The sequence below is a fragment of the Colwellia asteriadis genome (assembly GCF_039523295.1).
GTDB lineage: Bacteria > Pseudomonadota > Gammaproteobacteria > Enterobacterales > Alteromonadaceae > Colwellia > Colwellia asteriadis.
This window is the reverse complement of the sequence record NZ_BAAAFA010000006.1, coordinates 72,221-99,060: the sequence shown is the minus strand read 5'-3', so window position 1 is coordinate 99,060 and position 26,840 is coordinate 72,221. Positions and strand designations below refer to the sequence as shown.

Genomic DNA, 26,840 nt, shown 5'->3' with positions numbered 1-26,840 from the left:
TTATTACTCGTATAGCGACCAGCGTTGATTTTGAATAGCATCAACTGTAAAACGTAAGACTGGCTCTAGTGGACGATCTTCACTGAGGGTTTCAAAAAAACTATCAATATCGTCATACATTGCTTTAATGCATGGCGATAAGCTATCGTGATCAAGCTCATTATTGATAATTCTTAAACGTACGCCTTGTACTGCCGCTAACAAAGTACTCGCTAATACTTGCTCGGTAAGTTGCAATACACGTAAAGCATCGCGTGCGGCTATGGTGCCCATGCTAACTTTGTCTTGATTATGACATTCGGTTGAGCGTGAAAAAACACTGGCAGGCATAGTGTGTTTTAATGCTTCTGCCGTATAAGCCGATGCGCCGATTTGTACCGCTTTAAAGCCATGATTGATAAACCGACGTTGATCACAACTTGCTGATAAATTAGAAGGTAAACCATTGTTGTAACGGGTATCAACTAATGAAGCAATTTGGCGATCGGCTAAGTCAGCTAGGTTAGCAACTGCGGTTTTTAAACTGTCCATTGCCATCGCGATATGGCCACCGTAAAAATGTCCGCCGTGTAAGACATGTTCACCTTGACCATCAATAATAGGGTTGTCGTTGGCTGAGTTTAACTCGTTCTCAATTAAGCTTCTGAAAAAGCCTAAGCTGTCTTGTAAAACACCAATCACGTGTGGCGCACAGCGAATAGAATATCGGTCTTGCAAACGATCAGAATTACGAGGGTGCTCATAATGATTTAAGTCTTGTCTGATCCAAGTAGCAATTTGCTGTTGACCAGGGTGTGGTTTTACCGAGAATAAAATTTCATCAAAATGATGGCTATTCCCTTGTAATGCCAAGCTGGAAAGGGCGGTAATTCTACTGGCTAATTTGGCAAGATATTCTGAGCGATTAAAAGCTAAACATGATAAAGCCGTCATTACCGCTGTGCCATTCATAATGGCTAAGCCTTCTTTCGGGCGCAAAGTTATTGGTTGTAAATTTACTTCATTAAGTACTTCACTACTCGGTCTTATTTCGTCGTTATAATAAACCTCACGTTCGCCAATTAAGGCGCCTGCAACATAAGATAATGGTGTTAAGTCACCACTTGCGCCAACAGAGCCTTCTTGTGGAATAACAGGAACAATATTTTTGTTAATAAAGCTAACTAGCAAGTTTAATAGTGGCCAGCTAACGCCTGAATAACCTTGGCTTAACGAAGCAAGACGCGTTGCTAAAATGGCTCGGCCTTGTTCTGGGCTAAATGAATCGCCTAAACCACAACCATGAAAACGCGTCAAATGCAGTGGTAGTTCTTTCACTAAATCAAGAGGAATGTTCACGGTAACTGAATCGCCATAGCCAGTGGTTACACCGTAAATAACCCCTTCTTCTTCGAGCAACTTATCTAAAAAGCGCACAGCAGAGTCTATTTTTTCTTTGAATAATTCATCGTTAGTAATTTCAACGCTATTTTCTTGCTTGGCAATTGCAACGATATCTTCAATGGTTAATCGTGTTGCGCCAAAAGTTATTGCCTGCTTGTTCACTGTTTACTTTCTCCGTTGCTCTCTTTTCGACTCACGGCTTGGTCTTGCTGCCAAAAATCATAAAAATTAAACCATTGCTGCGGGTATTTCGCGGCATAAAAACTCAGTCTATCAGCATATTGGTTAATGAATGATTCAAGCACTTGAGTACGTTGTTTTCTAGGTAAAGCTAATTCGTCGCTGACATGTTCAAAGATTACTCGAAACTTCTTACCTTCTTTGAGACAAAATAACCAATAAATAGGGCACTTTAATAATGCCGCTAAAATAAAAGGACCTTGTGAAAAAGGAGCCTCTTTACCAATAAATGGGCTATACACTACTCTACCAGCCACTGAAACACTGGTTCGGTCTCCGACAATGACAATGATTTCACCTTGATTAACTTTTTCTTGCAAACTAATTGCCAGTTCAGGACCAATATTACTTAACTGAATTAAGTTAACGCTGACATTATCAGCTACCTTCTTTAATATTTCATTGAACTTGATCGCATTTTCAGTGAAAACCAAGACATTAATAGGTATATGGTACCGTCCCTGACTTAGTGCGCGGCAAACTTCAATATTACCTAAATGAGAGCCAATAAAAATAGCTCCCTTTTTGTTCTCAATAATGCTTTGCATTACACCGTCTTGATTATAAAGAATGTCGGCGGTAGTAATATTACCAAGCCAAGCATCTATTTTATCAAAGGCAGAATCTGCAAACGCTAAAAAGTGCTTTAAGCCAGCTAGCCATGAGGCGCTTTTTTTATTGCCGTTGTAATAGTTAACTTGCGTTAAAAAGTTACGTGACGCTGTGCGTGCTGCTTTACCTGTGGCGTAAATATATAGCACTACAGGGAATAAAAAAATCAATAATATTCTGCGGCCTAGCAGTCGATAAATGGCAAAGAGTAACTTCATGCCAAGCAAAGAGCCACGCTCTTCAATATTGGCCCAATGTTTGTTTTTTGTCATGACAACCAGCGCTTAATGTTTTTGTAGAGCAAAGCTGGGCTGCGGATTAACATGCCGAAAAATAAACGTGTATGCATCCAAGAAATTCTAATGTTGTCTTCTAAAGGGCGAAAGTGCGAACTACCATCTTCAGGATAAATAACTTTAGTAGGCACAAAAGTAATAGGGCAGTTTTGCCAATAAAGACGCACCAGTACTTCGGTATCAAAGTCCATACGATTACCTAAGGCAACTTTATCACTAAGGATATTGTATGCCGCTAACGGATAAACGCGAAAGCCGCACATACTATCTTTTACTTGTAGCGATAAGGTTTCAATATAAACCCAGACATGGGTAATGTAACGCGCAAAATACCGATGCTTTGGAATAGACTCATCATACATTGGTGTACCTGAAATCAGTGTCAGTGGCGATGCTTTAGATAAGTTGATAAACGTATCAATATCATTCAAGTCATGCTGGCCATCAGCATCGACTTGTAATGCATGGCTAAAACCTTGCTGATAAGCGTAACTTAACCCTGTTTGTACGGCCGCACCTTTGCCTAAATTACGCTGGTGGTGTAGTAATGTTATGCTCGGTTGCTCGGTTGCTAGTGTGCGTAGCGCCAGTTCGGTATTGGTATCACTGCCATCGTTAATCACAATAATAGGCAGCTTATACTGAATTAACTTATTGATAAACGATGAAAAATTATGGATATGATTGTAATTAGGAATAATAAAGCAATATGACATTAGTTTTCCTCTAAAACAATGCGACCAGAAGAGTGTGTACCGTGTTCAGAATAAAACTTGAAGGTAAATTTAACTTCACTTTTTTGTTCTAACTCTAAAAAGACTTGGGTATTTGGCGTGATCACTAATTGGTATTTTAATACTTCTACTTGCTTTACGGCATGGGGTTTTAATGACAAGTATTGTTGACCAAAATTAACAGCCCAGTCGAGTTGTACCACACCAGCAAGTATTGGAGCCGTAGGAAAGTGCCCTTTAAAATAATCGAGACTAGGCTCAACCATAAAAGTCAGTAGCGCTCCGTGTGTTGTTTTTTGATGGTGAGTTATTTCTACTTGGGTATTTTGCAAACTAGTCAAATACCTTCTCCAAAGCTGCCTGGGTTAATTTTCCCTGCGGATTATAAGGTAATTCGTTTAGGTAGCGCCATTTTTTTGGAAGACAAAGAGCATTAAACTTTTCACTTAAGGTTTGTTTTAACTGCAGATTCATTTGAAACTTGCTGAGCTCACTTTGCGCCATTTTCCCCGTTGGTGTTAAAACTATCACGGCTGCGAGTACATCTCGCTGCCCTTGCTTTACAATAATACGCGCCTCATCAACCCACGGGTGCACCATTAAGCTTGCTTCAATATCTGATAAATTAACCCGTTTATCTTCAATTTTCACCGTACGGTCAGTGCGGCCTAGTAAGTTAAATTGTTGAGGTGAAATCAATTCAATAATGTCGTCCATGACAAACCAGTTATGTGCTGTAATTGTTGAACTGTCGGTTAAATAAGGTGAATTGAGCAGTAATTGTTGTGTTGTGTCATGGCATTTAATAGTAATGTCATGGAACACAGTCCAAGGCTCTGCTGGTAATGTTGTTACTTGTCGATGTGCAATACCGCCAGACTCTGTACTGCCGTAAACCTGAGTGATACCTAAACTTAATTGTTGAGCCAGTGTGAGTGCGTCATTATCATCTAACTTACCACCCGATGAAAAAATGCGATTAAAATTACTCGTATAAGGTGAGAAAACATTATCTTTTGATAAGCGTTTCAAAAAAGCAGGGCTGGAAATAAGGACAATATTATTATTGGCCTTGAGCAGATTCAGCGCGCTTTCAGGGTAATCTATTTGTCGTTCAAGAGTGGCTGAAATTTTTAACGGCCACAATAACCTAAACAACATACCGTAAATATGATGATGTGGCACTGTGGTAATAAATGTACTCTCAGCATTAATACTTTGGCTGTGCTCTGCAAAAGTGGTGATTAAACAGCTAAGCTCTTTGTTGAGTTGCCACCAGTGCTTTTCAATTAATTTTGCTTTACCCGTAGAGCCTGAGGTAGAAAAGATTAACTTACCTGTGGTTGGCCACATCAATGTATTACTTAGTTGTGATTTGTCAGCTATATCATTTTCATCATCAATAACTGAGCGCTCTAACGAGTAAAAACCTGCGGGGAAGTTAGCTGAGCCAGCTGAAAATTGACTAAACTGTTGCAACTCTTTGAGCGTTTCAGGTTGACTATTATTCGGAATATAAATGGTAATACCGTGCTGTGCTAAGGCAAATAACCGTACGGAAAAGCGGTATGTATTGCTTTCACTTAACACCACCGCGTTAATTTGTGTTTTATTGATCTGTTGTATTTTTTTTTGAAAAAAGGCAACGTCTTGTAAAAAATTTTTCCCGGAAAAATCCCCTTCAGCTAAAGAAAATAAAGGCGCTTTTTTGGCTAAGTACGATAAGTTAGTCATGAGAGTGTTTCGCTTTAACACGTTGTCGAACAAGCCATTCAACGGTCATCAAAGTCCCCATTAATAAATAAGCAATTAAGCCGTTGTATAAGGTCCATGTTTCGATACTGGTAAATAGTGCGGTGTACAACGAAATAGTGCCATTAATAATAAAAAATACACACCAAACACGGGTAACATTTTCAGTATAAGGAATGGCTGATGTCGGTAAATTGGGTTCTTGAAGGCGAGCGAGAGTTTCAATAATGCTCGGCTTTTTAATTAAGGAATAAGCAAATATTGCTAACATTGATAAGTTGATCACCAAAGGGTATAGCAAAACGCCAATGCTAATATCAAAAATTGCGGTCAAGGCCAGTACAGCAATAACCGCAATAAAAATGTGATTCATCCAAGGAATAGATTGCTTAATACGTTTGCTGAGTACTAGTCGCACTAAAAATAAGCCAATAAGGGCAAAAGCTAGAGTACGATTCTCAAGGTATTGCAACCCAGTATAAACAGCTACTGGGTATAAAATGATTAACGTAAAAGAAAGCGCTACGAGGATTTTAGTCACAGAAATACTTAAGCAATCAGCTTTTCCATTTCGTTAACCACATCATTAATCGTTCTTACTTGTTTAAAAGCGTCAGGCTCAATTTTTTTGCCAGTAATGGTGCGTAGTCTTACCACTAAATCTACGGCATCAATGCTGTCTAAATCTAAATCTTCATAAAGATTAGCTTCGGCAGTAATTTCACTGGCGTCAATTTCAAACTCTTCTACTAATATGGTGCTTAGGGTGTCAAATAACTCTTGTCTCGATTTCATTGCTAGCCTACGTTTACTTGTTTTCGGTAATAAATTGGCTCAGGCTATTAACCGAGCTAAAGTGTTGCTTAGTGTCGTCTGAATTGGCATCAATTTTTACATTAAAGGTTTTTTTGATCGCTAAACCTAACTCTAATGCATCAATGCTGTCTAAACCTAAACCGTCAATGAACAGTGGTTCGTCATCTTGTATATCGTCAACACTGACATCTTCTAAATCTAATGTTTCTATAATGAGTGCTTTTAAATTAGCTTTTAAGTCCGTCATTATTGTGTATCTCCTCTCTAAAAAACTGCTCTAATTCACGGGTGAAAATACGTGAACCTTTACTTATAGGGGTTGATGTTAAATGTGTAAATTTTGGCGTAGTAGCTATCACTTTTAAACACACTTCAAATTTTTTTTCTGGTACCTGATACCATTTTTCTGTTTTTGTTAATGTTGCAGGCTCTACTTTTAGCGTTATACAACAAAGTGTTGCCTGACAACGTAAAGCTATATTAGCCGCACCACGTTGAAACTTTATTGGCTTACCTGGCGTAGTACGTGTGCCTTCAGGAAAAATAATTAAGTTATGACCTGCTTGTAACGCAGCATTACAATCTTGTATTAATTCTTCGGGATCATCATTGCTAATATAACCAGTGTTGTTGATCACGCCTCGCATAAAAGGGTTTCTAAAAAGGTGAGCTTTTACAACACAATTAGCATTAGGTACGAGTGAAATCAATAATACCACATCTATTAATGAAGGGTGATTGGCAAGTATTAATTGTCCGGATATTTGTTGTAAATGTTGCCGTTCATTCACGTTAAATGTCGAAATACCTGTGATGCTCATAAAAGAAATAAAATGTTTAAATGTATGATGTACGGTAGTTCTTGCTAGTTTTTGTTGTTTAGCTGTGTCACGAATAAATAAACGTTGAATAGGTAAAACAAATAGCGCAATAAATAAACCGCCAAAACCGAATAAGCTAAATGCAATGCCCGTGGCGAGAATACGCCATAATTTATTTAACATGTTATTGCTCAACTCTGCTTAAACGCCATAACTTATCAGAAGATGACAAATTGCAGTGGCTTTGCGAGCTATTAAACCAGGTGACAAAATTAAGCGCCAAAGGCGTGCTGTTAGCAACGTTATCTTGTGTTGCGCTATGAGCGGTTGTTGAAAACCGAATGATTTCTGTATTAGGCGTTTGTTTCTCTATAGCCTTTGGGGCTTTTTCAACACGAGTAACTATACAGGCAAATGCGTGATCAACTTGACTTTCATCGGCATACTCAACATAAAACTCAGGTAGTGCTTGATCGGCATGAATTAATAATACTTGATCACAGTTATAGGAATTTAATCGAGCGTAAGCGTCAACCAAGGCCATTAAAAAAGATTCTTTTCCTGCTGAAATGGCAGAGCTTGGGGCAGTATTTTGGGTAAAAATAGAAAATAACCCCGGCACCGCATTATGTACTGACAAGCTAAAAGCGGTTGGTGATAATGGCTCTTTTTCGGCTAAATCATTTAATAACGCGGAAGTTTTGTCTAAATCCCCATGGCGACTTGAAAATATAATGTCAAAAGCAGCATTGGTTTGTTGGCTTGACTCATAAGCGCAGTGTAATGCTATTTTTGCAAATGGACTTAAACGACGTCTTTGCATAGGCTTTAACTGTGGTAAAGCAGGTAACTCCGCTTTACCAAATGAGTATTGTATAAATTTTTCACCTAATTGCTGCCCATTGCTGGCGGCAGATAAGCTAGTGAGATGAGAAATTTTTAGTGAAAAGTCCATGTATTAGTACTGTCGTTATTCAAAGACACTTAACGCAATTCTACCTTATTGAGTAAGAGCTTGTACAAAGATAAGCATTACTTTTTACTTAATCGTTAGGGGCTGTTGATCTTTCGAGATTATTTTTGCAGCTTTTTGTTGGGTATTTATACAAGGCAGAGCCTTTGTAATGTAGTTATTCTACCTAAAAAGGCGATAACGCAGTAAAAATAACCAACAAACGCTGTCCGAAGGATTCGGCTAAAAGCGTTTTACTCTTTGTTGAACAGTATTTGCTTAGAATGACTAGGCAACACACTGTCCGCCGCGATTAAAACGCTTTTATCTCGAACAAAATTTAACCGCGAAAGATCAACAGCCCCTAGTATTTCGATTTAGTTTATAAGGATTTAAGCTCATCTCTCCTCTAAGTTATTAGCCCCTAGTGTAGAGTTATTGTTTGAGCGTAATCGTGGTTATGATTAGGTTTTTCCCTGAAATTGTCACCATACCTTCTTGTTCTGTTGCGGTGACTTTAGCTAAACTGCCTTGCTCAAGTATTACTTGGCTTGCTAAGCTTTCAATTGTAGTAGTATCGGTTAAGCTATAAGCAAAAATGACACAAGATTTTTGTAATGGCACTGCAACTTGTTGCATTGTAGTGTAACTATTAACTTCTACTGAAGTGCTGTTTTGTTTAGTAATAACATTAAAGTCTTTAATAGCGCCGTTATGTAATAAGCCAGTGGTTTTATATGCACCATCAAATTTAGCAATATCAAGTAATTGAGTTAATTTATCAGTATGGTGTTCGTAGTGTTCTAAGGTTATGCCATTACCTTCAATTAATACTAAGTTACGCTCGTAGCCACTAAAATTAGAAAACTCACCGTCGTTAGCTACACTGGCAATACTTAAGCGCCAATCAAAATCATCTAAAGTAGCCCCATCATTAATCGCAAGTTCAGTGGTAAAACCTAAGCCGTTTTTCCAAGGAATAGTTTTAAAGTTATCAGGGGAAATAAGAGTGATCATATTGGTCTCAAAATAAAATATTTTAACGTAGAAGTAACCTGAATGAGCAGACTACTTTAGTATTTGTGAGTATAAGTCGCGATGATAGAGTGACTAAGTTGAAATAACAACTCTGTTACGGCCTTGAACTTTAGCGTTATATAATGCTTTATCCGCTCTGGCGATAAAGTCAGAGAGAGACTCGTTGCCTCGTTCAGCTAAACCAAAGCTTGCGGTAAGTTCTATATTATGGGGCCACTGATGTTCAGTAATCATTCTTCGAATAACTTCAGTACAAGCTGCCATTTGCGAGAGTGTCGTATTAGGGCAAAGCAATAAGAACTCTTCACCGCCCCAACGTGCAACAAAATCGGTATCGCGTGAGTTTTGACTAAGTAAATCAGTAAATTCACACAGAATGTCATCTCCTGCGGCATGCCCTAAGCTATCATTAATTTTTTTGAAAAAGTCTAAATCAATAAAGGCCACGGAAAGTGTTTGAATATCATCAAGTAATAAGCTATTAACGCCGGTTCTATTGAGTGCGCCAGTAAGTGGGTCTTGATTTACTTTGTCTCTTAATTGCTGAGTGTGTAACTTATTAAGCTTTTCTCTTTTTTGATGTGAATGATAAAGCAACAAAAATAGCGATGCATTAATCCATATACTCATTAAGGCAATATAAACATTTTCATTAGTAAAATACTTACCCGTAAAAACAATTTTATCGAGCTCGATTTGATATTTTCCAGGTTTAATACCGTTACCTGTTGCGAGCTCTAATACCATAATATTATCGAGCTCTGGGGCAGCATATTTCATCGGTAATTTTTGCTCAAAAACCCACCAAGATGCTACTTGTAATGAAGTCAAAGGGATGTCTATTCTTGAGTTTTTACCATATAAAAAGTATTCAGTACCGTTAAATTTCAAGGTGCCATCATCTTTCAGATTAGAATAAACAGGATTAAAATTTCGTAATTGAAAACGCACCCCATGTGGCGCAAGATTGATATATTTAGCATAAATACTCACGGTATCAAAGCTTGATAGGTCAATACCGAAGGGGGCACCCTTTGAAGAAAAATCGTAAAACTGAATGGCTAACTCACAAAAAGGCCATAGGTAATCAGAAGCGATAATTTCACAAGATAAAATAATTTTTTCATTTTCAATAGCATAAGAGCTCTTTGATTTTCCTGTTGCGGTACCTATGTCTGAAATTGCATTAATTTCAAAAGCTGTGTGCGCATCTATAGTGAATGATTTGTGCCAATAATGCTGCTGCATGAAGTAAATGAACCCCGTGATCATTAATAAACAAAGTACAACTGTCACTTCTAACTTGTTTTTACGCATGGGGTCTCTCTATATACAGCTAATCTGAGTCTATTTGAACATTAAAAAAGTTATTTAAATATGGCTATAGTGTTCAATTATGGATTAAATATGAATAATTAATTAGCGATATGTGTTTGATTATTAGATCTAGTTTAAGCTATTTTCTGTCATAGAACTCATTTATTAGTTAAGCGATTAGCGCTTGCTAAGCTACCGTTGCTCAAGTTAGAATTATCATGCGTTTGAGAGAGCAATATTATTCAAACGTAACACTTGTCGGAGTGCCAAAGGCTGAGATCGCGAAAGCGGGATCCGTAAAACCTGATCAGATTAATATCTGCGTAGGAAACAAGAGAGAGTTAAACGTCCTAATGTAAATTTACGCCACACTCTTTTTGCCTCTTCTTTAGCGAAAAAACCGTTAAAGAAACTCCGCCTATTTTTATTTTTTTCTTATGTTTTATGCAATAACACAAGAAAAACAAAAACAAGGTGCGATCATGACTAACTCAATAAATGCTGATGATAAAACAGCAGAAAATACAGTAAAAAAACCACAAACACGCCGTGAAAAACGTGAAGCGGCCGCAGCATTTTTAAAAAATGTTTCAGACCAATCATTTCCAAATTCTAAAAAAATCTATGTTGAAGGTAAAATTCACGATATTAAAGTAGGTATGCGTGAAATCACCTTAACTGATACGTTAGTTAGCGGCAGTAAAGAAAATCCGGTGTATGAAAAAAATGAACCACTATGTGTTTATGATACTTCAGGTTTCTATACCGATGAAAATGTTGAAATAGATGTTCACAAGGGTATTCCACGTTTACGTGAAGCGTGGATTGATGCGCGTGACGATGTTGAAAAGTTTACGGTAACACACTCAAAGTTTGCCCAAGAGCGTCTTGATGATGAAGGTGTTGACGAGATCCGCTTTGAACACTTACCGACTAAGCGCATTGCCAAAAAAGGTAAAAACGTTACGCAAATGCATTATGCAAAGCAGGGTATTATCACCCCAGAAATGGAATACATTGCCATTCGTGAAAACCTAAAGCGTGAACAAGTTAAAGATGAAATTCTTCTACAGCAACATAAAGGGCAGTCTTTTGGTGCGAGTATTCCTGAACAAATAACCCCTGAATTTGTTCGTGACGAAGTTGCTCGCGGTCGCGCTATTATCCCGGTAAACATTAATCACCCAGAATGTGAGCCAATGATTATCGGTCGTAACTTTTTAATTAAAGTAAACGCAAATATTGGTAACTCAGCAGTTACCTCAAGTATTGAAGAAGAAGTTGAAAAGTTAGTTTGGTCTACTAAATGGGGCGCAGATACGGTAATGGATTTATCGACGGGTCGTAATATTCACGAAACCCGTGAATGGATCATGCGTAACTCACCAGTACCTATTGGCACGGTACCTATTTATCAAGCGCTTGAAAAAGTGAACGGTGTTGCCGAAGACCTAACGTGGGAAATTTTCCGCGATACCCTGATTGAACAAGCCGAGCAAGGCGTAGATTACTTTACTATTCACGCAGGCGTATTACTACGCTACGTACCTATGACGGCAAAACGTGTTACCGGTATTGTTTCGCGCGGCGGTTCAATTATGGCGAAATGGTGTTTAGCGCATCATAAAGAAAACTTTCTTTACACTCACTTTGAAGACATTTGTGAAATTTTAAAACAGTACGATGTTTCATTTTCATTAGGTGATGGTTTACGTCCAGGTTCAGTAGCTGATGCTAACGATGAAGCGCAATTTGCTGAGCTTCACACTTTAGGTGAGTTAACTAAAATTGCTTGGAAACATGAAGTACAAACAATTATTGAAGGCCCGGGTCACGTACCGCTTCATATGATTAAAGAAAATATGGAAGAGCAACTTGAGCATTGTGGTGAAGCGCCATTTTACACGTTAGGGCCATTAACCACTGATATTGCACCAGGTTATGATCATATAACTTCGGGTATTGGTGCTGCTAATATTGGTTGGTACGGCTGTGCCATGCTTTGTTATGTAACCCCGAAAGAACATTTGGGCTTACCGAACAAAGAAGATGTAAAAGAAGGCTTAATTACTTATAAAATTGCTGCTCATGCTGGCGATTTAGCGAAAGGTCACCCGGGTGCTCAAATTCGCGATAATGCCATGAGTAAAGCGCGTTTTGAATTCCGCTGGTACGATCAATTTAACATAGGTTTAGACCCTGAAACGGCTAAGGCTTATCACGATGAAACCTTGCCGCAAGAGTCAGGTAAAGTTGCACATTTTTGTTCAATGTGTGGCCCTAAATTCTGTTCAATGAAAATTTCACAAGAAGTACGCGATTATGCGGCTGATCTTGATAAAAATGCTATTAAAATTCAATTGCTTGATGAAACGGTCACCATAACCTCTGATGAAGCTATTGAAAAAGCGATGCAAGAAAAGTCGGCGGAATTTAAAGCCACAGGTAGTGAAATTTACCAACTTGCTGAGTAAGCATAGTAAATCATAATATTTGCTCTCATTTTGTTTATTAAGCAGTGAGAGTGAATAGATTTTTCAGCGGTGCATTGGCTATTAAGGCGGATTTTACATGAACATTGCTATTGTTGGCGCAGGGTTGATGGGGCGATTGCTCGCATTGTCATTGTTGCGGCAAAAAGGCTCAGGCTATCATATTACACTGTTTGACAAAGACAGTAAGCTAGCTCATAACAGTGCTGCGTATGCGGCAGCAGGATTGTTAACGCCATTGGGTGAGTCACTTCACTGTGAGCCTAATATTGTTGAAATGGGCTTTAAGGCTTTACGTTTATGGCCAACATTACTTGATAGCTTAGATGAGCACACTATTTTTCAGCAAACTGGCGCTATTATGGTTAGCCATGAGCAAGACAAAGGTGATTATCAGCGTTTTGTTAGGCACTTAAAAAATAACTATCCTGAGCAGCCACTACAAGCATTAGATCGCCAAGATTTACTCGCGCTAGAGCCTGAAATTGGTCGTAGCTTTAATCAAGGTCTGTATTTACCGCAAGAAGGGCAAGTAGGCAATCGCCGCTTATTAGTGGCACTACGAAAACAACTTGAGCAAGACGCTGAGTTAAATGGTAATACCTTGAATTGGTTAAGTGAGTGCCAAGTCAATGCTATTAACAATGGCAAAGATGAAAGCAGCGTTAGTTATCAATATCAAGGACAACAATGCAGTGCTCGTTTTGACTTAGTGATAGATTGTCGTGGCACCGGAGCAAGTACTAAACATAGCAATGCGAACTGTGCACCGTTAGCTGATTTACGCTCGGTACGTGGCGAGTTATTTCAGTTATTTGCCCCAGATGTTCATATTTCTAGGCCGGTTCGCCTAATGCACCCAAGGTATCAACTTTATATTGCGCCCAAACAAAAGGGCTATTATGTGGTTGGCGCAACAGAAATAGAAAGTGATGATGACGCACCGATGACCGTACGTTCGGCCATGGAGTTACTCAGCGCAGCATACAGTGTGCACCCAGGTTTTGCTGAAGCGAATATTCGCCAGCACATCAGCCAATGTCGCCCTGCGTTTAGTGATAACCAGCCGAAAATTACTGTTCAGGGCTCACTTATTCAAGTGAATGGTTTGTTTCGTCACGGCTTTTTAATTGCGCCAGTAGTGCTTGAGCAAACTCTCGCGGTGATCGCTAATCGAATCAATCACAGCAATAGCCCACTCCCTTATGCTGATTTACTTCCGGTTAGCATTTCACCTGTTAGCATTTATACAGAAGAATTATTAGATGAACATTCATATTAACGGTAAAGCTTACTCTTTAAACCATGAAGCACAAATCACGGTTACAGCAGCATTAGCGCTCCATTTTATTGAGCCACAACAAAGCACTTTTGCGGTCGCGCTTAATGGCGATTTTGTTGCTAAAGGCGATTACGATACCACTCGGCTCAAAAATGGCGACAGTCTTGATGTTTTATTGCCAATTCAAGGGGGTTAATGGTTATGTCATTAAATATTTATGGTCAAAATCTTGATAGCCGTTTATTGATTGGTAGTGCGCTTTACCCGTCGCCGCAAGTAATGAAGCAAGCTATTCTGGCTAGTGGCTCACAGGTGGTAACTTTATCGTTAAAAAGACAAAACCCTGCAGAGCAAGCAGGGCAGAAAATCTGGCAATATTTACAAGAAATTGTCGCGCAAACAAAAGGTCACTTATTACCTAATACCGCTGGCTGTAAAACGGCTAAAGAAGCGGTAACTTTAGCAAAAATGAGTCGTGAAATTTTTAATACCAACTGGGTTAAATTGGAAGTGATTGGCGATGATTACAATTTACAGCCAGATCCTATTGAATTGTTATCAGCAACAGAAACATTAATTAAAGATGGCTTTAAGGTACTCCCGTATTGCACTGATGACTTAGTATTGTGTCAACGCCTCTATGATTTAGGTTGCCAAGTGATCATGCCGTGGGCATCACCTATTGGTACAGGTAAAGGCTTGATGAACCCTTATAACTTAGAAACCATTCGCATGCGTTTACCTGAGGCAACCTTAATACTCGATGCAGGCATTGGTAAACCTTCAGATGCTTGTTTGGCGATGGAAATGGGGTATGACGGCGTATTACTAAATAGTGCGGTGGCGCTGGCTGATAACCCGGTGATGATGGCAAAGGCGTTTGCGTTGGCATTGCAAGCGGGTGAGCAAGGTTATGTTGGTGGAGTGATGGAGCAAAGGCAAACCGCTCACCCATCAACGCCAACGTTAGATACGCCTTTCTGGCACCAGAATAGTTAAATGCGTTGTTATTTAACACTACTGCGTCGTTGAAAATGCTCACCTAGTAAACTAGGCTCCGCGTGTTCGCCTTGCATTAGCGTCAACTAACTTTGCCTTAAATCTATTCTATCCGATTGATTATTAGAGCTAAAAATAGAAGTATTGATAATAATGACAAATGTGATTAAGAAAAAACCAATAATCTGGACGATTTCGGGCAGTGATTGTTCGGGTGGCGCGGGTATCGCTGCTGATATTAAAACAGGGCATGGCTTAGGTGTTGAAGTATGTCACTTGATTACCGCGAATACTGTGCAAAACTCGCAACAATTGGTGTCAGTAAATGCGGTTTCGGTTGAGTTATTGCAGCAGCAAGTTGACGTGCTAATTGATGACAAAACTCCATCGGTCATCAAAATTGGCTTAGTGGCCAATGCTGAGCAAGTGCAGTGGTTAGCCGAGTTACTGGGTCAATTGAAACAATCAAACCCTAATCTGCTCAGTGTTTATGATCCTGTTGGCCAAGCAAGTGTTGGTGGCAGTTTTAACGCGCTGTCTTCGACCGATTTAACGCCATTGTTAAAACAGCTTGATGTTATAACACCAAACCTTAATGAAGCTAAAAGCTTAGCGGGGTTGTTGAACGAAAATACTGCGGCATTACTCGCACAAAAAATTTATCAGAACTTTGGCATTACCTCGGTGATTGTTAAAGGCGGTCATAGCGCTGATGAAAAATTCAGCAACGATTATTGCTATCATCAGCTCAATCAATTAAGTGCAGCAAAGCAAGACAATCAAGATAAAACTCAGATGGCGATTAGCTACCAATTAGCTTCGTCTCGTATTGACACACACTATAGCCATGGCGGTGGCTGTAGCTTTGCCACGGCGCTATCAGCTTTTTTAGCGCAAGGCTATTTAATGCGCGATGCGTTCACTTTGGCTAAAGCCTTTATTACTCAAGGGTTAATGGCCAGTGAGCCACTCAGTCAAGAAAACGGTCATCAATATTATGGAGCATTTGAGCAACAAGGTTGGCCAAAAAAAGCAAAGTGCTTCCCGCAGGTTATTAGCGAGTTAGCTAATAAGTACCAAGAGTTACCCACTTTTAAACCACTAGCGCTTAATGGCGAACAGCTTGGGCTTTATCCGGTGATCGATTCACTATATTGGTTAAAGCGTTTATTACCGTTAGGGTTAGAGATTATTCAGTTACGCATTAAAAATGTTACTAATGAGCAGTTAGAGCGCATTATTGTTGAGGCGATTGAATTTGCTAAAGATTATAAAACGCGTTTGTTTATTAATGATTACTGGCAGCTTGCAATAAAACATGGTGCTTATGGTGTTCATATCGGGCAAGAAGACTTACAAGATGCCGATTTAGCTGCAATTCAACAAGCCGGTTTACGTTTAGGTATTAGTACTCATGGTTGTTATGAGTTCTTATTAGCGCAACAATTACAACCGTCGTATTTAGCCATTGGTGCGATTTTTCCCACAAAAACCAAAGACATGACTGGACAAATTCAAGGCATAGATAATTTAAAGCAAGTATTAGCGTTACGCCCAACGGAAAAGTCACAACAAATACCTGTAGTGGCTATAGGCGGTATTAGCCTTGAACGTGCGCCCAAAGTACTCGCAACAGGCGTAGAAAGTATTGCCGTAGTAACCGCCATTACTGAAGCTGAATCATCACATGGTATTACGCCAGAGCATGCAGTTGTTCAATTGCAAAATGCTATTAGTGCCGAAGCAATTGAGGTACTTCAACATTAATAACCTATAATAATAGGCAAAATGATAAGCATGGTGGGATTATTATGATTAAATTAAAGCTACAAAAAGTAGGTGCGGGTCTAGGTGTTGAATTACCGCCCGAAGTATTAAGTCAGCTTCAAGCCAACAATGACGAGAATATTTTCTTAGAAAATATGTTTGATGGTAGCTATCGGTTGGTAAAGCATGATGAAGAGTTATTACAAAGTATTACGCTAATAGACGGTCAAATGCATGAAGAAGATGCTTAGTTAGCATCTAGAAAATCAATAAAAAGGAGTACTTCAAGTAATACTCCTTTTAGAAGAAGTTATTTAATCTCAGAAAGCAATGCAGGGTTAACCACTAAATTTCTAACGCCATGAGCGTGATCTTCGTTGAATGTGTTGCCTTCACACCATTTACCAACCGTTTCAATATTCACTTTGGCAACCTTAGGGCGAACGCTCCAGCTTACTTGGAATGGTGAGCCATTCTCGTTGTAGCTAGGTCCAGTTGTTGAACCGTCGTATTGTACTGGAAATCCAGTATTGTTAGGAATATTTAGCGCTTGTTCATAGCCATTTTTCACACCGTGTTGAGTGAGTTCTGCAAAATCTAAAGCGTTTTTATCATTAACTAAAACATACACTTGTGTTTCTACACGTAATTGTGGATTTTTAAGGGAATCACTTAAGCAAGAACCTAATGTTGGGCCTGGTTTTACTTGTGCCGTTGAATGTACATAGTGTAATTCAATGGTATCACCTGAATTTAATGCACCGTGCTTGCTAGGGCAAATAGCCGTTTTTGTTGGAGTAGTTTCAGCTTTGGTTAGTGAACCAGAGTAAACATAACCTGTTTGAAAACCTTTACCGTCACCATTGCCTGCGTATTTAGTAAACTCCCCACCTTTATGCTCAGCATTTTTGTGAAAATGAATGTTACAAAGGTTCATTTCTGTATGTGCTGGTGCCGCAGAAAAAGCACGTTTATTTGTACCAGCTAATGCATCAATATCACGTGGAGATTGAGGGCCAAAGCCTTTACCTTGAGTGTTTTTCTCAAGCATTGCACGTTGTTGTGCAATAGTATTATCTGACGCTTGGTCATGGGTACTTGCAGCACAAGCTGTTAAAGGCAGTAGTATAGAGCTGATAGCTATAGCAATAATGTTTTTATTCATATTTTTCTCTTAAGTTGTTTAGTAACAGTTTGTTAACAATGAATCGATTGGTTTTATTATTTTTTATTATATTTAACCGTTATTTATATAATTTGTTAAAGTTGGAACCACAAGTACATGCTTGTTGATATTCAAAGTGTTCGGCTTTATTTATGGTTAAATAAATGTTAATTTTTCGTTGTTAATTTGTTCGGTATGCTACATTAATCATATAAAATAAACATGCAATAGGTGTAGCCAAGCTGTTAAAAATTGTAATCAGAAAAGCAGTGTTTTTATGGGTAGCAGCTTGGATTTCGTGGGCATGAATTACCACGTGTGCAAATTACCCGCACTGTTTTTTCTAGCCCTCGCTCAAGCCAATGAATATTTAAAATACGTGCAACGCTTAGTAATTGCTTCTTTATATGGTGAGGGATAGTGCTTTCCCCGCCGTGCTGAATGCATAAATCTTGTAATTGCGCGACGATAGCGTGAGCATCACCCCCTTGAGCGCTGATAGCTGGATTTAAATCAATGCCAGCACATAATACGTGAGAGTTTCCTGCTAAATCATCCACTTGAATCGACTCGCAACAATAAAGGCGCGGTAACCCTTCGACAATCATAATAGATAGCTGCACACTGGTGTCAGAGGATATATCGGTAAATTTTCTAAATACCGCCCAATGTTGACAAGGATCTTCTACCGTACGCATATTCCCCCAAGGTAAGGGAATACCGTTACCTCGGTAAACGGCTTTTAACTTTCCAGGTTGATAAGCATCAAAATAATGCCAATGGGGGTAGGGAGAAACAACTGTCATGCGGCGCATAGCGACCGAGGCTGAAATGTTAAGTTGTTGGTGAATACTCGCTTCATAGCCATGGCTGTCTAATAATTGTCTAAATGGTGCTTTTGGGCAAAGCAGTGCTCCAGCAAAAAAACTCGATTCAAAGTCATGCCATGCTTTTAGAATGTCTTGTGCATTAGGCGTACTAAAATCCGTTGATTGCTCAGTATTACCGCCTATGGTTAGTGTGCATTGTAACCCGTCAAGGTTATGTAATACCGCATGGCCAATATGCACAGCTAAATCATACTTCAAACGGCTTTCACGTTGCTTTAATAAGGTATTTAAAAAGACGTGGTTAGGGGCTTGAAAGTAAGAGGTTACTAATTGTTGATTAACCGCCCCAGTTTCATCTAACTGTTGCTGGCACTTTTCATCAAACCATTGAATATTAAGCCCTTGCTCGTTAGCAATACTGATTAAGTCACTCGAAGTTAGATAAAGGTTTTTACCACCCACTTCTTCAGCAGCCCGTTCAAGATCAGGGAAATGATTTTGATGGTGTTCTTGATGTGCACGAATTAACAAATGCGCAAATTGGCGACCGCTAATGCCTGTTTGCGATAACATTTCAGGAATAGCTATTTGCAAAATGTCGTTTGAATAAAGAAAGTTAGGCTCTAACGCCATACCAACAATGCCGCCATGGTTACCTTTGGTTGGCGTGATATTTGATGGCTCAGGCTCACTATCTAAAAACCATTCTACGGGCTTTTGAAATACTTCCGCTAAGTTTTCCAGCATTTCTTGGCTTGGTGTACGTTTGCCGCGCTCAATCATAGATAAATAAGAGACTGAAGGCGCAGAATAAGCATCAATTCGAATACATCGGGCCGATAAATCTTCTAATGTTAAGTTATTACGCTTTCTTAAATTACGTATTTTAGTACCAAGAAAGTGTGATTTTCGTAGCAAACTTGCGTCTTTTTTCATAGAAATTCTGCTTATTCATGAATGTTGTCTATATAACCACCATAGCATGTTTTGTAAAATTTACACTGTGTAATTCTTATTGTGAAATTATGAAAAAATAAGTCATATACTGAATTTGTGCTGATAAAGACCTAATAACTTACAGAGGAAATAACAATGGCAGCTCTAAATTGTGCAAACCTATCACCAGAAAATGGTACTCAAAAGCTTGATATTGCGAAGCGCTATCTTGATGAACATTGTCCATTAGATAATGGTTCACATACGGAAGTTGCTCATTACGTTGTTTATTTTAATCACCTGTTAGCTTTTTTCACTGACGGTCGTCATTGTGGCTTACAAGCACCAAAACAGTTTGTTGCTTTGTGTGGTCATCGAGATGATCCTAGTGCACTGCTTTTAAAGAAAGCGGATGGCTTGCACATTGAAATAGCGTTTAACCGTTGTGGTGAAACCGGTAAAAATGATGCGGCGCATATTGATGATATTCAAGTAGAAACGGCATTAAGTACACTAGAGAATAAAGCAGAACCACAATTAAAAAGATTATGGATGAGCTTTTTAACCGGTGTTCAACATACCTTATGTGATACTAATAGCGATAAAAGTTTTACCGGTAAAAATGGTGATGATTATCAATTTAATCTTTAATACACTTATATTGCTACTTACCGTTAGCCCCACACTAGCTTTAAGTAGCGTTCAGAAAGAGTGATAATTCTAAGCTTTTATTTAACCTTATACGATAGTATAATGAGAACTATTCGTATCTGTATTAATTGTATTAAAGAATATTATTCATGTCATCTCAAGTCGCTACCTCGCCTGTATTACAAACTTCCTTAACTCCACATCAACAAGTAGATCAGCTATATAAAAGCCACCATACTTGGCTAAAGTCATGGATACAACATAAAGTGAGTTGTCATTATTTAGCTTCCGAGCTTGCACAAGATACATTTTTACGTTTACTTACTCGAAATAAAGTTATTGAGTTTGATAGTTTGTTGGGGGTTAAGCGTTATTTGCGAACGATAGGTAATGGTTTATGTGTTGATACATGGCGTAAAGCAGCGATTGAAAAAGCTTGGCTAGAAGCAGTATCGTTACAGCCACAATCTTTAGCAATATCAGCAGAGGAACATTACGTAATTATTGAAACATTATGCGACATAGATCAAATGTTACAGCGGTTGCCTGAAAAAGTTGCCCGTGCTTTTATTATGTCGCAAGTAGATGGGTTAACTTATCAAAAAATAGCATTAAAACTTGAAGTCTCTGTACGTATGGTAAAAAAATACATGGCACGTGCCATGATGGAATGTATGTTGTTAGAAGTAACATCAAATAGTTGTGATATAACGGCTGTTGAGCAGTAATATGCCGAGTTCAGATGACAATAAAGAGCTACCAAGTTATACGATATTACAACAGGCGGCACAGTGGTTTGCTATTATCCAAGATGAGAATGTTTCTTTAGAAAAAAAGCTCCAATTTAACACGTGGCTGGCAAAAAATAATCAGCATAAAGCTGCTTGGCAATATGTTGAAAAAATCAGTGAGCGCTTCAGCAACCTAACGCATCATTCTGAAAATAATGCTGTACACAATACATTAACTTCAGCCCGCAATGACAGATTAAACCGTAGGCAAGCATTACAGTCAATTGCCGTCTTTGGATTTTTGGGTTATTTAGCTTGTCGTTATACGCCATTATTACAAAGTAGTCGTAATTATATAGCACTATTACATAGTGACCACGGCACAGTTACAGGTGAAGTTAAACGAGTGGATTTAGCTGATGGAGGTTATATTTACATTAATACGACAAGTGCAATTAATATTGACTATACAGTTAAGCAGCGAACTATCACCTTACATAATGGTGAAATATTGATTACTACTGCCGAAGATACACAAAAACGTACTTTTATAGTACAAACACAATATGGGCAACTTGAAGCATTAGGTACGCATTTTAATGTTTATCAACAAAGTGAAAGTATCCTATTGAGTGTTTTTGACGGTGCTGTAGCTATAACGACACACTCTGGCGCTACGCTTATAGTATCTGCTGGGCAGCAATGCCAATTTACTGATAAAACGATAGCTGTGCTACAAAAGGCTGATAAAGCACGTGAATCTTGGTCAAGAGGAGTGCTTGTTGCCAATAATATTAGTTTAGAGGAACTTATTGGCGAACTAAAACGTTATCATCATATTTATATAAATATTTCTCCTGAAGCGGCGCGTTTACGAGTAATGGGTAGATATCCCCTGAATAATCCAGCACAGATATTTTCAATGATTACAGAATCGCTTCCTATTAAAGTTAACCAAATAGCACCTTGGTGGCTTAATATTGAAAAAACATAATATATTTGTATTTAAAATCAGTTGGTTGCTGTTATTTTAAGAGTTTTTAATCAATAAGCTTCTTATTATCAATAAATATAGCTACTAAGGTTCCCCTTTTAAATTCTCATTCGGTATAGAAGCTAAAGAACATTTGTTTATTTATTTTTTAGCAACTATTAGGGAATTACATGCAGTTTATTTCACAAAAAAACCGACGATCAGTACTCACTATGGCAATTCAACTAGCGATGGGAACAGCGTTGGTTAGCCCAATGCTATACAGTGAAAGCGCTTATGCACAAGATGTAATGAGTACGAAACATGCTCAGGGTAAATTGTTTAACCTTACACTTCCAGCGGGAGACTTAAGTACAGCCTTAAATGAATTTGCTAAGCAGACCGGTGTTTTTTTAACGGCAGATGCTAGTTTAACTAAAAATAAAAAAAGCACTGGATTAAGCGGGAAATTCAGGCAAAAGCAAGCACTTTCTGTGTTATTGAAAGGCTCAGGAATTGATTTTACGATTAATGGCAATACGGTAACGCTCACAGCAAAAAATGAAAAAATAATAACGTTAGAAACTACCGAGGTGAGAGATGCTCGTTTAGGCGATAACACAGAAGGCACAGGTTCATATACAACGGGAGCAATGAATTCTGCAACAGGGTTAGCCATTTCATTACGCGAAACACCTCAATCGGTAAGCGTTATTACTTCACAAGTAATACAAGACCAAAATTTATTATCATTAACGGATGTTGTGAACAATACCGCGGGACTCTCTACAAGAGAATTAGATAGTACTCGTTTTCGTTTTTCATCACGTGGTTTTTCAGTAAATAACTTTCAAATTGACGGTATGCCAATGCCGTTATCAATTTCAGGGGAAGGTGCAACATCTACCGCGATTTATGAGCGTATTGAAGTGGTACGCGGAGCTACTGGGTTAATGAACGGTATTGGTAACCCGTCAGCAGCAGTTAATTTAATCCGTAAGCGTGCAAATAGTAGTGAGTTTAACGGTACGGCTACAGTAAGTATTGGTAATTGGAACGATTATCGTGCCATGGTCGATCTCAGTACGGGGCTCAACAAAGGCGGCTCTATCAGAGGAAGGCTTGTTGGCGACTATGAAGAAAGTGACTCATTTGTTGATTATGCAAGCAAGAAAAAATCGGTGTTTTATGGTGTTATAGATGCAGATTTAACTGAAAATACCTTATTAAGTACAGGCGTAAGCTATCAAAATAACCAACCGAAAGGGACGACCTGGGGTGGTTTACCTTTATGGTATAGTGATGGCAGTCGCACCAACTGGGAAAGATCTAAAACTACAGCGGCTAAGTGGACTTACTGGAATAGCAAAAACACCAATTATTTTTTAAATCTCACACATAACCTTAACGATGATTGGACAATTAAGGTTAACTTAAATCAAGCAGATAATAAAATAGATCGTGAATTACTTTATATGTCTGGCAGAGTCGATAAAGAAACAGGTTTAGGACTTAAAGCCACTCCAAGTAAAGGGTTGATTGAAACAAAGCAAACAGATTTGGGGATTCATATAAATGGTGCTTTTGAAATGTTTTCACAGACACATGAATTAGTGTTTGGTACTACTTATAGTGAATATGATTACCATGACTACAGCTATGTACGAAATGCGCGACCCGAGCCGGGTGACTTTAATCACTGGGATGGCTCATACCCTAATCCTGGCTTTGGTGAGGCAGAGTTAATCCATGATCTTGCTGAAGTTCAGCAAGGTTATTATAGTGCCGCGCGCTTTTCATTAGATGAAAGAATTAAACTTATTATAGGGTTGCGATTTACGGATTGGGAGCAGGTAGGGGTTAGTCGAGGTAAAGAGGTAACTAAAGGAGATGATGGTAATATGCCTTATGCGGGCATTTTGTATGATATTGAAGACAATCACACAGTTTATGCCAGCTTTACGGAAATATTTCAGCCGCAAGATAAAATAAGGAACCGCTTTGGCAAAGAGTTAGACCCTATAACAGGGAGTAATTATGAACTAGGTTTTAAAAGTGAATTCTTCGATGGTTTATTAAACACTAGCGTTGCTATTTTTCAAATAAAGCAAGATAACCTTGCTGAAGTTGATGAAGGCTACTTTGTGCCAAACACTGAGCCAGCGCAACAAGCGTATGTTGCTCTAGAGGGAACTACCAGTAAAGGTTTTGAAGTTGAGGCTGTTGGCGTATTATTACCAGGCTGGAATGTTACAGCAAGTTATAGCCAGTTTGACGCTGAAAGCGCGGAAGGAAATGACATACAAACATACTCACCTCGTCAATTATTTAAACTTTATAGTAGTTATAATTTTAGTGGCGCGTTAGATAAACTTACCATAGGTGGAGGCGTTAATTGGCAAAGTGAAAATTATACTGAACTTAAAAGAGGTAACCCAGTTACTAAAACACCTGAAACCTTAAAGCAAGAATCGTATGCTTTAGTGAGTATAATGGCTCGTTACGAAATCACGAGTCAGCTTACAGTGCAATTTAACATAAATAACGCATTAGATAAAAATTACGCCAGTCAAATAGGGTTTTATAGTCAATATGCTTATGGTGAGCCCCGCAGTATTAACTTGAATATGGGTTACCAATTTTAACAACACTATGATGTAGCATACGGATAAATATAAAAAGCGATCTGTTATGGTCGCTTTTTATTGCGTTTATCAATTTTTTCATTGCTTATCTAAGCACGGGAACTTACCATAAACACAAATAGTAACAATTATCGTTACATTGAGGTGTTGTGTTTATGGCTAAATTTTAGGTGAATTATGTTTTTAAGTTTTATCCCTGCTTGGTTCGCATGCTGCTTACTTTATGGCAGCAGCAGCAAGCAACGCTTTTTTAAAAGCTCATTACCTAAAGCGCCTGCAAGCATAATAAGCTTGGTATTAGTGGTTTGTATGTTGCTAATTTTGAACCACTACTTGCCTAATGTTGCTGCGATAATTACCGGTGTAGCATTGATCTGTTGCTTTTTACCGCTTGTGACTTTAATTGCGGCCTATAAACGATTTTATTTAGGATTAAGTAGTGTCGTTATTTGTTTGCTGCCATTAGTTTTTTTCTGGATTGGGGGAAATACATAATGTGGTCACGCACCTTCGCAGGCTTAATTATTGGGCTGCTACTGTCTGTTTCTCTCGTTTTAAACCTCAATTTACTGTTACCAATTAAAGAAGACACTATGCTGCTTATTGGATTGTTATTAGCGTTTCCACTTTGGGCGGGTACTCAAGTTTGGAGTTATTGCTTTACTAGCGCTAAAAGAGCTTGGTTCAAGTTGAGCTTGGTATTAATACCTTCAGTGTTAGTTAATGCTGTGCTGTTGGCTTTGAGGTAATGGAAATGAATAAGGAATCTTTAAAAGCATTAACCAATGCGCACGCTTGGGTTGGGTTGATCATCTCAACGGTGTTATTTATCGTGTTTTTTGCTGGGTCATTAAGTTTATTTTTGCAAGATATTGGTGCTTGGGAGAAAAACCCACATTTCACAACAGGCTCTTATCAAAATGAATTTCCGCTAGATAAAACCGTTGCTAAGGTGAGTGAAAACTACAAGGTTCATACTCATGGCTACTTTATTTTATCAATGCCGACAAAAGAGCAGCCTATCGCTAATCTCTACTTTGAAGAAGAGTTGCCAGAAGAGAAACACCTAGATAAACATTTGCTATTGTCTTCTGACGGCAAAGTGCTGGGCGATGGCGCAGGGTTCAATTGGGCTAACTTTTTATACACTCTGCATTATGATCTTCATATTCCAACGGTGGGTTTGTATTTTGTTGGTATTGTGACCTTATTTTTCTTTGTGGCTTTACTAAGTGGCGTGGTCATTCATTGGCGTAAAATTATTAATAAGTTCTTTCAATATCGTCACGAGGGTAAGAAAGATAAACTACTTGATGCGCACAATTTAATTGGTGTGATGGGGCTTCCTTTTCATCTTATGTATGCATTTTCAGGTTTGGTCTTTAACTTATTGATTATTTATCAGATTTCTTATGCGGTAGTACTTTATGGTGGCGATCAAGGTAAGTTATTTGAGGCGGCAGGTATTGTTGATGTGCACTTAGATGAAACTAACGTGCAAGTTCCTGTTGTCGGTTTAGATAATTTACTGGTTAAAGCTAAAGAAAGCTTAGGTGAAGTAACATTAGAAAGAGTTTCTATTGATCATTTTGGTGATGAAAGTGCTTCAGTAACCTTTAGAGGTATGGATGAAAGCCAATTCTCCACGAAAAAAGAGGTGACTTATCATATTGCTTCAGGGCGTGAATTATATTTAACAACAGATAATTACGATAATGACTTGCGCGGTGGTTTAGAGGTTATAACCAGCTTACATTTTGGTAACTTTGCCGGTTATGCTTTAAGAGTGTTGTTCTTTATATTAGGTATCGGTACTTGTTATATTATATTAACGGGTAACTTAATGTGGCTGCAAAAGAAAACCAGTCTACGTAAAGAAAAGCAGAACCCATTAGGCTTGCGTTTAGTGTATGCAATGACAACGGGCGGCTTTATCGGTACTATTTTTGCGACCGCTGTTGGCTTTATTTGTGCGCGTGTTATTGCTATTGATTATGTAGGGCGTAGCGATATCATCAGCTATATATTCTTTTTGTGTTTGTTTAGCGCTATTGCCCTTTCGCTTTTATTATCTTCTGGGTTAGCGACACAAAAAAGGTTCGCAGCAATTTTTCTTAAAATCACCGCGATATTGCTTGCTACAACCCCAATATTAGATTGGTTGTTTGTCGCGCAAGGCATTACGACTATGATTGAGCTGGGTTACTACAGTGTACTTGTGGTTGAAGCAATGTTATTAAGTTTAGCTTTGTGCTGTTGGTTAATTGCGGCTAAATTATTTTTAGCGAAAGCACCGTTAATTGCTATTCAAACACAAGACGAACAAACGAGTGCCATAAAGGCTACAGCTTACTAGTTAACTAAATGAGCTACTTGCTTGTAGCTCAGCCCAGTTGTTACTTATAATG

The 26,840-nt window shown here is 38.6% G+C and carries 25 protein-coding genes, 1 pseudogene and 1 riboswitch; of the genes and pseudogenes, 11 read left to right on the top strand and 15 right to left on the bottom strand.

Going from position 1 to position 26,840, the window contains the following annotated elements; all coding sequences use genetic code 11:
- Positions 1-3: 3 nt before the first annotated feature.
- From ABD005_RS09825 to ABD005_RS09765, 13 genes and pseudogenes are all read right to left on the bottom strand, one after another.
- Positions 4-1,545 (bottom strand): HAL/PAL/TAL family ammonia-lyase, encoded by a 1,542-nt coding sequence (locus ABD005_RS09825; RefSeq protein WP_343817264.1) that lies wholly within the window; start codon positions 1,543-1,545, stop codon positions 4-6.
- Complete coding sequence (locus tag ABD005_RS09820; RefSeq protein WP_343817263.1) at positions 1,542-2,507, bottom strand: lysophospholipid acyltransferase family protein; 966 nt, start codon at positions 2,505-2,507, stop codon at positions 1,542-1,544. Before ABD005_RS09820 ends, ABD005_RS09825 begins: the two co-directional genes overlap by 4 nt.
- Positions 2,504-3,247, bottom strand: a complete 744-nt coding sequence (locus tag ABD005_RS09815) for a glycosyltransferase family 2 protein (RefSeq protein WP_343817262.1) — start codon at positions 3,245-3,247, stop codon at positions 2,504-2,506. Before ABD005_RS09815 ends, ABD005_RS09820 begins: the two co-directional genes overlap by 4 nt.
- Positions 3,247-3,606 carry an ApeI family dehydratase gene (locus ABD005_RS09810; RefSeq protein WP_252738747.1) on the bottom strand — a complete coding sequence of 120 codons (360 nt, stop codon included), beginning with the start codon at positions 3,604-3,606 and terminating at the stop codon, positions 3,247-3,249. Before ABD005_RS09810 ends, ABD005_RS09815 begins: the two co-directional genes overlap by 1 nt.
- Positions 3,599-4,999 carry an AMP-binding protein gene (locus ABD005_RS09805; RefSeq protein ID WP_343817261.1) on the bottom strand — a complete coding sequence of 467 codons (1,401 nt, stop codon included), beginning with the start codon at positions 4,997-4,999 and terminating at the stop codon, positions 3,599-3,601. The genes ABD005_RS09810 and ABD005_RS09805 overlap by 8 nt, the downstream gene beginning before the upstream one ends.
- Positions 4,992-5,558, bottom strand: coding sequence for a COG4648 family protein (locus ABD005_RS09800; protein WP_343817260.1), 567 nt, complete (start codon positions 5,556-5,558; stop codon positions 4,992-4,994). The genes ABD005_RS09805 and ABD005_RS09800 overlap by 8 nt, the downstream gene beginning before the upstream one ends.
- 8 nt (positions 5,559-5,566) lie before the next feature.
- The gene (locus tag ABD005_RS09795; protein WP_215978637.1) at positions 5,567-5,812 is read right to left on the bottom strand and encodes an acyl carrier protein; all 246 of its coding nucleotides are present in this window, start codon (positions 5,810-5,812) and stop codon (positions 5,567-5,569) included.
- A 13-nt stretch (positions 5,813-5,825) separates the two neighbouring features.
- The gene (locus ABD005_RS09790) at positions 5,826-6,080 is read right to left on the bottom strand and encodes a phosphopantetheine-binding protein (protein ID WP_215978636.1); all 255 of its coding nucleotides are present in this window, start codon (positions 6,078-6,080) and stop codon (positions 5,826-5,828) included.
- Positions 6,061-6,837, bottom strand: a complete 777-nt coding sequence (locus ABD005_RS09785) for a lysophospholipid acyltransferase family protein (RefSeq protein WP_215978635.1) — start codon at positions 6,835-6,837, stop codon at positions 6,061-6,063. Before ABD005_RS09785 ends, ABD005_RS09790 begins: the two co-directional genes overlap by 20 nt.
- Position 6,838: 1 nt before the next feature.
- Entirely contained in the window at positions 6,839-7,609 is a 771-nt protein-coding gene (locus ABD005_RS09780; RefSeq protein ID WP_343817259.1) for a beta-ketoacyl synthase chain length factor, read from the bottom strand.
- 88 nt (positions 7,610-7,697) lie between these two features.
- Positions 7,698-7,907 (bottom strand): annotated as a pseudogene (locus ABD005_RS09775) (hypothetical protein).
- Between the two features lie 134 nt (positions 7,908-8,041).
- Positions 8,042-8,623, bottom strand: a complete 582-nt coding sequence (locus tag ABD005_RS09770) for a HutD/Ves family protein (protein WP_215978633.1) — start codon at positions 8,621-8,623, stop codon at positions 8,042-8,044.
- Positions 8,624-8,716: 93 nt separating this feature from the next.
- The gene (locus ABD005_RS09765) at positions 8,717-9,961 is read right to left on the bottom strand and encodes a GGDEF domain-containing protein (RefSeq protein WP_343817258.1); all 1,245 of its coding nucleotides are present in this window, start codon (positions 9,959-9,961) and stop codon (positions 8,717-8,719) included.
- A gap of 249 nt (positions 9,962-10,210) precedes the next feature.
- A riboswitch (TPP riboswitch) is annotated at positions 10,211-10,308 on the top strand.
- 135 nt (positions 10,309-10,443) lie between these two features.
- Here ABD005_RS09765 and thiC point away from each other — a divergent pair.
- The 6 genes from thiC to ABD005_RS09735 all read left to right on the top strand — a co-directional run bounded on the left by thiC (position 10,444) and on the right by ABD005_RS09735 (position 16,752).
- A complete protein-coding gene (thiC, locus tag ABD005_RS09760; protein ID WP_215978631.1) occupies positions 10,444-12,435 on the top strand; it encodes a phosphomethylpyrimidine synthase ThiC in 1,992 nt (663 codons plus the stop codon).
- Between the two features lie 97 nt (positions 12,436-12,532).
- Positions 12,533-13,735, top strand: coding sequence for an FAD-dependent oxidoreductase (locus ABD005_RS09755; protein WP_343817257.1), 1,203 nt, complete (start codon positions 12,533-12,535; stop codon positions 13,733-13,735).
- Complete coding sequence (gene thiS / locus ABD005_RS09750; RefSeq protein ID WP_343817256.1) at positions 13,719-13,931, top strand: sulfur carrier protein ThiS; 213 nt, start codon at positions 13,719-13,721, stop codon at positions 13,929-13,931. Before ABD005_RS09755 ends, thiS begins: the two co-directional genes overlap by 17 nt.
- A gap of 5 nt (positions 13,932-13,936) precedes the next feature.
- Entirely contained in the window at positions 13,937-14,734 is a 798-nt protein-coding gene (locus ABD005_RS09745; protein ID WP_425544896.1) for a thiazole synthase, read from the top strand.
- A 153-nt stretch (positions 14,735-14,887) separates the two neighbouring features.
- Positions 14,888-16,501, top strand: a complete 1,614-nt coding sequence (thiE, locus tag ABD005_RS09740) for a thiamine phosphate synthase (protein WP_343817254.1) — start codon at positions 14,888-14,890, stop codon at positions 16,499-16,501.
- Between the two features lie 44 nt (positions 16,502-16,545).
- Positions 16,546-16,752, top strand: a complete 207-nt coding sequence (locus tag ABD005_RS09735) for a hypothetical protein (RefSeq protein WP_343817253.1) — start codon at positions 16,546-16,548, stop codon at positions 16,750-16,752.
- A gap of 59 nt (positions 16,753-16,811) precedes the next feature.
- Here ABD005_RS09735 and ABD005_RS09730 read toward each other — a convergent pair whose 3' ends face one another.
- Positions 16,812-17,666 (bottom strand): delta-class carbonic anhydrase, encoded by an 855-nt coding sequence (locus ABD005_RS09730; protein ID WP_215978625.1) that lies wholly within the window; start codon positions 17,664-17,666, stop codon positions 16,812-16,814.
- 275 nt (positions 17,667-17,941) lie between these two features.
- The gene (locus tag ABD005_RS09725) at positions 17,942-19,432 is read right to left on the bottom strand and encodes a DUF3612 domain-containing protein (RefSeq protein ID WP_215978624.1); all 1,491 of its coding nucleotides are present in this window, start codon (positions 19,430-19,432) and stop codon (positions 17,942-17,944) included.
- A 156-nt stretch (positions 19,433-19,588) separates the two neighbouring features.
- Here ABD005_RS09725 and ABD005_RS09720 point away from each other — a divergent pair, with 156 nt between their 5' ends.
- The 5 genes from ABD005_RS09720 to ABD005_RS09700 all read left to right on the top strand — a co-directional run bounded on the left by ABD005_RS09720 (position 19,589) and on the right by ABD005_RS09700 (position 26,788).
- Positions 19,589-20,083, top strand: coding sequence for an aldolase/citrate lyase/malate synthase family protein (locus tag ABD005_RS09720; protein ID WP_343817252.1), 495 nt, complete (start codon positions 19,589-19,591; stop codon positions 20,081-20,083).
- 149 nt (positions 20,084-20,232) lie between these two features.
- Positions 20,233-20,811 carry a sigma-70 family RNA polymerase sigma factor gene (locus ABD005_RS09715; RefSeq protein ID WP_343817251.1) on the top strand — a complete coding sequence of 193 codons (579 nt, stop codon included), beginning with the start codon at positions 20,233-20,235 and terminating at the stop codon, positions 20,809-20,811.
- Between the two features lies 1 nt (position 20,812).
- A complete protein-coding gene (locus ABD005_RS09710; RefSeq protein WP_343817250.1) occupies positions 20,813-21,808 on the top strand; it encodes a FecR domain-containing protein in 996 nt (331 codons plus the stop codon).
- 170 nt (positions 21,809-21,978) lie between these two features.
- Positions 21,979-24,432: a TonB-dependent siderophore receptor gene (locus ABD005_RS09705; RefSeq protein ID WP_343817249.1), complete on the top strand. Its 2,454-nt coding sequence runs from the start codon at positions 21,979-21,981 to the stop codon at positions 24,430-24,432.
- 754 nt (positions 24,433-25,186) lie between these two features.
- Positions 25,187-26,788, top strand: a complete 1,602-nt coding sequence (locus ABD005_RS09700; protein WP_343817248.1) for a PepSY-associated TM helix domain-containing protein — start codon at positions 25,187-25,189, stop codon at positions 26,786-26,788.
- The last annotated feature ends 52 nt before the right edge of the window (positions 26,789-26,840 follow it).

Excerpts from the sequence above, each read along its gene's own strand:
- ABD005_RS09820 (WP_343817263.1), bottom strand. The coding sequence starts at position 2,507 with ATGACAAAAAACAAACATTGGGCCAATATTGAAGAGCGTGGCTCTTTG.
- ABD005_RS09815 (WP_343817262.1), bottom strand. The coding sequence starts at position 3,247 with ATGTCATATTGCTTTATTATTCCTAATTACAATCATATCCATAATTTT.
- ABD005_RS09805 (WP_343817261.1), bottom strand. The coding sequence starts at position 4,999 with ATGACTAACTTATCGTACTTAGCCAAAAAAGCGCCTTTATTTTCTTTA.
- ABD005_RS09795 (WP_215978637.1), bottom strand. The coding sequence starts at position 5,812 with ATGAAATCGAGACAAGAGTTATTTGACACCCTAAGCACCATATTAGTA.
- ABD005_RS09790 (WP_215978636.1), bottom strand. The coding sequence starts at position 6,080 with ATGACGGACTTAAAAGCTAATTTAAAAGCACTCATTATAGAAACATTA.
- ABD005_RS09785 (WP_215978635.1), bottom strand. The coding sequence starts at position 6,837 with ATGTTAAATAAATTATGGCGTATTCTCGCCACGGGCATTGCATTTAGC.
- ABD005_RS09780 (WP_343817259.1), bottom strand. The coding sequence starts at position 7,609 with ATGGACTTTTCACTAAAAATTTCTCATCTCACTAGCTTATCTGCCGCC.
- ABD005_RS09770 (WP_215978633.1), bottom strand. The coding sequence starts at position 8,623 with ATGATCACTCTTATTTCCCCTGATAACTTTAAAACTATTCCTTGGAAA.
- ABD005_RS09765 (WP_343817258.1), bottom strand. The coding sequence starts at position 9,961 with ATGCGTAAAAACAAGTTAGAAGTGACAGTTGTACTTTGTTTATTAATG.
- thiC (WP_215978631.1), top strand. The coding sequence starts at position 10,444 with ATGACTAACTCAATAAATGCTGATGATAAAACAGCAGAAAATACAGTA.
- ABD005_RS09755 (WP_343817257.1), top strand. The coding sequence starts at position 12,533 with ATGAACATTGCTATTGTTGGCGCAGGGTTGATGGGGCGATTGCTCGCA.
- thiS (WP_343817256.1), top strand. The coding sequence starts at position 13,719 with ATGAACATTCATATTAACGGTAAAGCTTACTCTTTAAACCATGAAGCA.
- ABD005_RS09745 (WP_425544896.1), top strand. The coding sequence starts at position 13,937 with ATGTCATTAAATATTTATGGTCAAAATCTTGATAGCCGTTTATTGATT.
- thiE (WP_343817254.1), top strand. The coding sequence starts at position 14,888 with ATGACAAATGTGATTAAGAAAAAACCAATAATCTGGACGATTTCGGGC.
- ABD005_RS09735 (WP_343817253.1), top strand. The coding sequence starts at position 16,546 with ATGATTAAATTAAAGCTACAAAAAGTAGGTGCGGGTCTAGGTGTTGAA.
- ABD005_RS09730 (WP_215978625.1), bottom strand. The coding sequence starts at position 17,666 with ATGAATAAAAACATTATTGCTATAGCTATCAGCTCTATACTACTGCCT.
- ABD005_RS09725 (WP_215978624.1), bottom strand. The coding sequence starts at position 19,432 with ATGAAAAAAGACGCAAGTTTGCTACGAAAATCACACTTTCTTGGTACT.
- ABD005_RS09720 (WP_343817252.1), top strand. The coding sequence starts at position 19,589 with ATGGCAGCTCTAAATTGTGCAAACCTATCACCAGAAAATGGTACTCAA.
- ABD005_RS09715 (WP_343817251.1), top strand. The coding sequence starts at position 20,233 with ATGTCATCTCAAGTCGCTACCTCGCCTGTATTACAAACTTCCTTAACT.
- ABD005_RS09710 (WP_343817250.1), top strand. The coding sequence starts at position 20,813 with ATGCCGAGTTCAGATGACAATAAAGAGCTACCAAGTTATACGATATTA.
- ABD005_RS09705 (WP_343817249.1), top strand. The coding sequence starts at position 21,979 with ATGCAGTTTATTTCACAAAAAAACCGACGATCAGTACTCACTATGGCA.
- ABD005_RS09700 (WP_343817248.1), top strand. The coding sequence starts at position 25,187 with ATGAATAAGGAATCTTTAAAAGCATTAACCAATGCGCACGCTTGGGTT.